This window comes from Kitasatospora sp. NPDC047058, from assembly GCF_040643935.1.
Lineage (GTDB): Bacteria > Actinomycetota > Actinomycetes > Streptomycetales > Streptomycetaceae > Kitasatospora.
The window spans coordinates 1-3,596 of the sequence record NZ_JBEYVJ010000572.1; the positions used below are offsets into that span (position 1 = coordinate 1).

General features: G+C 75.7%; 5 protein-coding genes. 2 read left to right on the top strand and 3 right to left on the bottom strand.

Going from position 1 to position 3,596, the window contains the following annotated elements; genetic code table 11:
• Both ABZ885_RS37610 and ABZ885_RS37615 read right to left on the bottom strand, forming a co-directional pair.
• Positions 1–403, bottom strand: a 403-nt coding sequence (locus tag ABZ885_RS37610) for a hypothetical protein (protein ID WP_360199148.1), incomplete at its 3' end; no start/stop codon positions are given.
• Between the two features lie 69 nt (positions 404–472).
• Positions 473–1,312, bottom strand: coding sequence for a 2OG-Fe(II) oxygenase (locus ABZ885_RS37615; RefSeq protein ID WP_360199150.1), 840 nt, complete (start codon positions 1,310–1,312; stop codon positions 473–475).
• Positions 1,313–1,494: 182 nt separating this feature from the next.
• Between ABZ885_RS37615 and ABZ885_RS37620 the strand changes: the two genes are divergently transcribed.
• Both ABZ885_RS37620 and ABZ885_RS37625 read left to right on the top strand, forming a co-directional pair.
• On the top strand, positions 1,495–2,523 hold the full coding sequence (locus ABZ885_RS37620) for an ATP-binding cassette domain-containing protein (protein ID WP_360199152.1): 1,029 nt from the start codon (positions 1,495–1,497) through the stop codon (positions 2,521–2,523).
• On the top strand, positions 2,520–3,347 hold the full coding sequence (locus ABZ885_RS37625) for an ABC transporter permease (RefSeq protein WP_360199154.1): 828 nt from the start codon (positions 2,520–2,522) through the stop codon (positions 3,345–3,347). The genes ABZ885_RS37620 and ABZ885_RS37625 overlap by 4 nt, the downstream gene beginning before the upstream one ends.
• 10 nt (positions 3,348–3,357) lie before the next feature.
• Here ABZ885_RS37625 and ABZ885_RS37630 read toward each other — a convergent pair.
• On the bottom strand, positions 3,358–3,596 hold a 239-nt coding region (locus ABZ885_RS37630; RefSeq protein WP_360199156.1), incomplete at its 5' end, for a hypothetical protein.

The window sequence follows — 3,596 nt, forward strand, 5'->3', positions numbered from 1 at the left end:
TGCCCGCGTGGTGCACGCCTCCCGCTCCCTCTCCGACGCCTCGGCTCATCCGGGCCCACCCCTGCGGGCCGGCGGCCACGACCCAGGCGTCCGGGGTGACCGCGGTGAAGCGGTGCGCGGGGCGCAGCCAGGAGGCGGCGTCCTCGGGCCAGTCGACCGCGGCGAGGACCGCCCCGCCGTGCTCGCGCCAGGCGTCGGCGAACGCGGCAGCGGCCGTCGTCGAGGCGGCGTCGCGGCCGTGGCCGATCACGACCGTGCCGATCCGGGCCCGCGGCGCCGTCAGCAGCCCGAGCAGGGCGGCGAGTTCGGCGTCCGTGTGCGGCACGGGCGGCGGGGACGGGAGGGTGTCCGGGCGCGGGCCGAGGGGCGACCGGGTGCGCGCGGCTTCGCGGGCGAGGTTCATCGTGACTCCTGGGGTGGGCGTCCGTGCCCCGGTCGCGGGTCCGGTCGCCGCGGGGCCGGTCACGGCCGGTCAGGCCGCGTCGTGGAAGACGAGGCCGAGGGTGTGGCGCCGGCCGCCGCGCACGGTGCTGACGCCGTGGCGCATCGGTGCGGCGGACCAGCCGCGGGCGGAGACCACCGGCCGGTCGCCGGTGGTGAAGACCAGGCCGTGGCCCTGCCGGAGCGTGACGGAGGTGCCGCGGGACTGGGCGCGCGGGCGCTGCTCGACCATCAGGAACTCGCCGCCGGTGTAGTCCGTCCCGGGGGCGTCCAGGCCGATCACCACCTGGAGCGGGAAGACGAGGTCGCCGTACAGGTCGCGGTGGAGGGCGTTCCAGTCACCCGGCCCGTAGCGCAGCAGGATCGGAGTGGGCCTGGTCTGCCCGGCCCGGTGGCAGAGCTCCAGCCACTCGGCGAGGGTGTCCGGCCACGGCGCGGGCCGGCCGAGCCGGGCGGCCCAGTCCCGGGCGACGGGCAGCAGTCGGGGGTAGAGCGCTTCGCGCAGCCCGGCCACCAGGTCGGGGAAGGGCTCCCGGAAGTAGCGGTACCGGCCGGAGCCGAAGCGGTGGCGGGCCATGTCGACGGTGGAGCGGAAGTGCTGCACCTCCTCGAACAGGGCGGCGATCCCGGCGCACTCGTCGGGGGTGAGCAGTGGTCCGGTCGGGGCGCAGCCGAAGGCGTCGAGTTCGCCGGCGAGGGCCGGCCAGTCGGTGCCGGTGAGGCGGTCGTGGGGGTGCCGGGCGAGCGGGGTTGGTGAAGGGCAGCGGTTCGTTCCGGCCGGGTGCGTGGCGGAGGGTTCGCCGACCGGCAGCAGCCCGCCCGGCGGGGTGTCGATCGTGGTGTGGCCGGTCATCGTGGCGCCCTTTCTCAACTGTCCGTTCCTCGTGGTGCTCCGTGTCCACTCTGCGGGCCGTCGCGCACGGTGTCCGGCGGGATTCGGACCTGGCGTCCGCCGCGGCTCCGGACGAGCGACGGCGGCCCGCGGGCGACAATGGAAGGAGATCCGGCCGGGCCGGTCCCGGCGGCAACCGTCACGCGAACGGGGACGTGCCCATGGGACAGGCAGCCATCAGCGTCGTCGGTCTCAGCAAGCGGTTCGGGGCGGTGACCGCCCTGAACGGGGTGGACTTCGAGGTGCCGGCCGGCACCGTCTTCGGGCTGCTCGGCCCGAACGGCGCCGGGAAGACCACCGCGATCCGGATCCTCACCACCATCCTGCGCCCGAGCGGCGGGCGTGCCGTCGTCCTCGGACACGACGTGGTCCGGGAGGCGGCCAACGTCCGCCGGCTGATCGGCCTGGCCGGCCAGTACGCGGCCGTGGACCCGAACCTCACCGGCCGGGAGAACCTGCGGCTGATCGGGCGCCTCACCCAGCTCCCGCGCTCCCGGCGGCGCCCCCGCGCGGCGGAACTGCTGGACCGGTTCGACCTCACCGAGGCCGCGGACCGCCCCGTCCGCACCTACTCGGGCGGGATGCGGCGCCGGCTCGACGTCGCCGCGGCCCTGGTGCCGGAGCCTCCGGTGCTCTTCCTCGACGAGCCGACCACCGGGCTGGACCCGCAGAGCCGCACCGCCCTGTGGGAGCTGATCCGCGAGCTGGTCCGCGACGGCACGACGGTCCTGCTCACCACGCAGTACCTGGAGGAGGCGGACCGGCTCGCCTCCCGCATCGTGGTCGTGAACGAGGGCCGGATCATCGCCGACGACACCCCCGCCGTGCTGAAGTCGCGGCTCGGCAACACCGTCATCGAACTGGGCATGGGCGACGAGGCCCGCGCCGTCCGGGCGTCCGCGGTCATCGCCGACCGGATCGGCGAGCCGCCCGAGCGGGACGGCGCGCTGCTCCGGCTGGCCTCCCGGGACGGCTCCCGGCTGTTGCTCGACGTGCTGCACTCGCTGGACGTCGACCGGCTCGTCCCGCACACGGTGACCGTCCGTGAGTCGAGCCTCGACGACGTCTTCCTCGCCCTGACCGGACACCACACGCGCTCGCAGGAACCGTCCGGCGGCCCGGGCGGCGGGCCGGCGGCCTCCGGGCCGGGCGGCACCCCGGCATCCGGACCCCCCGGGAGCCCGTCATGACCGCGACCGGCGCCGTGGCGGGCGCAGCGACCGGCGCCGGGTCGCTGGGTGCCCGGATCGCCGCACCGGTCCGCGACGGCCTCGCCGTGGCCTGGCGCAATCTCATCGCGCTGCGCCGGGTGCCGCGGCTGCTGGTCTTCTCCACCATCCAGCCGCTGGTCTTCGTGCTGATGTTCCGGTACGTGTTCGGCGGGGTGGTGGGCCCGGCGCTGCCGCCCGGGGTCGGCTACGTCGACTTCCTGATCCCGGGCATCTTCGTGCAGACCGCCGTGTTCGGCTCGATGAACACGGCCATCGGCCTGGCGACCGACATGCAGACCGGGCTGATGGAGCGGTTCCGCTCCCTGCCGATGGCACGGTCGGCGGTGCTGTCCGGCCGCACCACCGCCGACCTCGCCCGGAACGTGTTCGTGGTGGCGCTGATGACCGCCGTCGGGTTCGCCCTGGGGTTCCGGATCCATGCCGGCGTGCTTTCGTTCCTCGGCGGGGTGCTGCTGGTGCTGGCCTTCGGCTTCGCGATGTCGTGGATCTTCGCCGTGGTGGGGATGGCGGTCGGCGATCCGGAGACCGCGCAGGCCGCCGCCTTCCCGGTGCTCGCACCGCTGGTGTTCGCCTCGTCGGCCTTCGTCCCGGTCAGCACCATGCCCGGCTGGCTGCAGGCCTTCGCCGACAACCAGCCGGTCTCCAAGACCGCGGAGGCGGTCCGCGTCCTGGTGCTCGGCGGCCCGGCCACCTCCGCGGTGTGGGAAGCGCTGGCCTGGGACGCCGGGATCGTGGCGGTGTTCGCGCCGCTGGGCGTCTGGTTCTACCGGCGGGCGGTGTAGCGGACAGCCCCTAAGGCTGGTCCTCGTGGTGGCCGCAGATCCAGGCCAGGGCGCCGTACGCGCCGAGCGCGTAGTCCGCGTCCACGCCGCGGCCGGCCCCCGCGCGGATCTGCACCGCGGCGGCCTGGAGCTCGGCGAGCAGCTGGGCCCGGCACGGCCCGATCGCGCCGACGGCCGCCGCCGCGGTCACCGGGCTGCCGCGGGGCCTCCGCCGGGCGTCCGCGGCGTCCCGCGATGCGGACCGCCGGG

What these genes read in the sequence shown, in the direction of transcription:
- ABZ885_RS37625 (WP_360199154.1), top strand. Translation starts at nt 2,520, where the DNA reads ATGACCGCGACCGGCGCCGTGGCGGGCGCAGCGACCGGCGCCGGGTCG.
- ABZ885_RS37620 (WP_360199152.1), top strand. Translation starts at nt 1,495, where the DNA reads ATGGGACAGGCAGCCATCAGCGTCGTCGGTCTCAGCAAGCGGTTCGGG.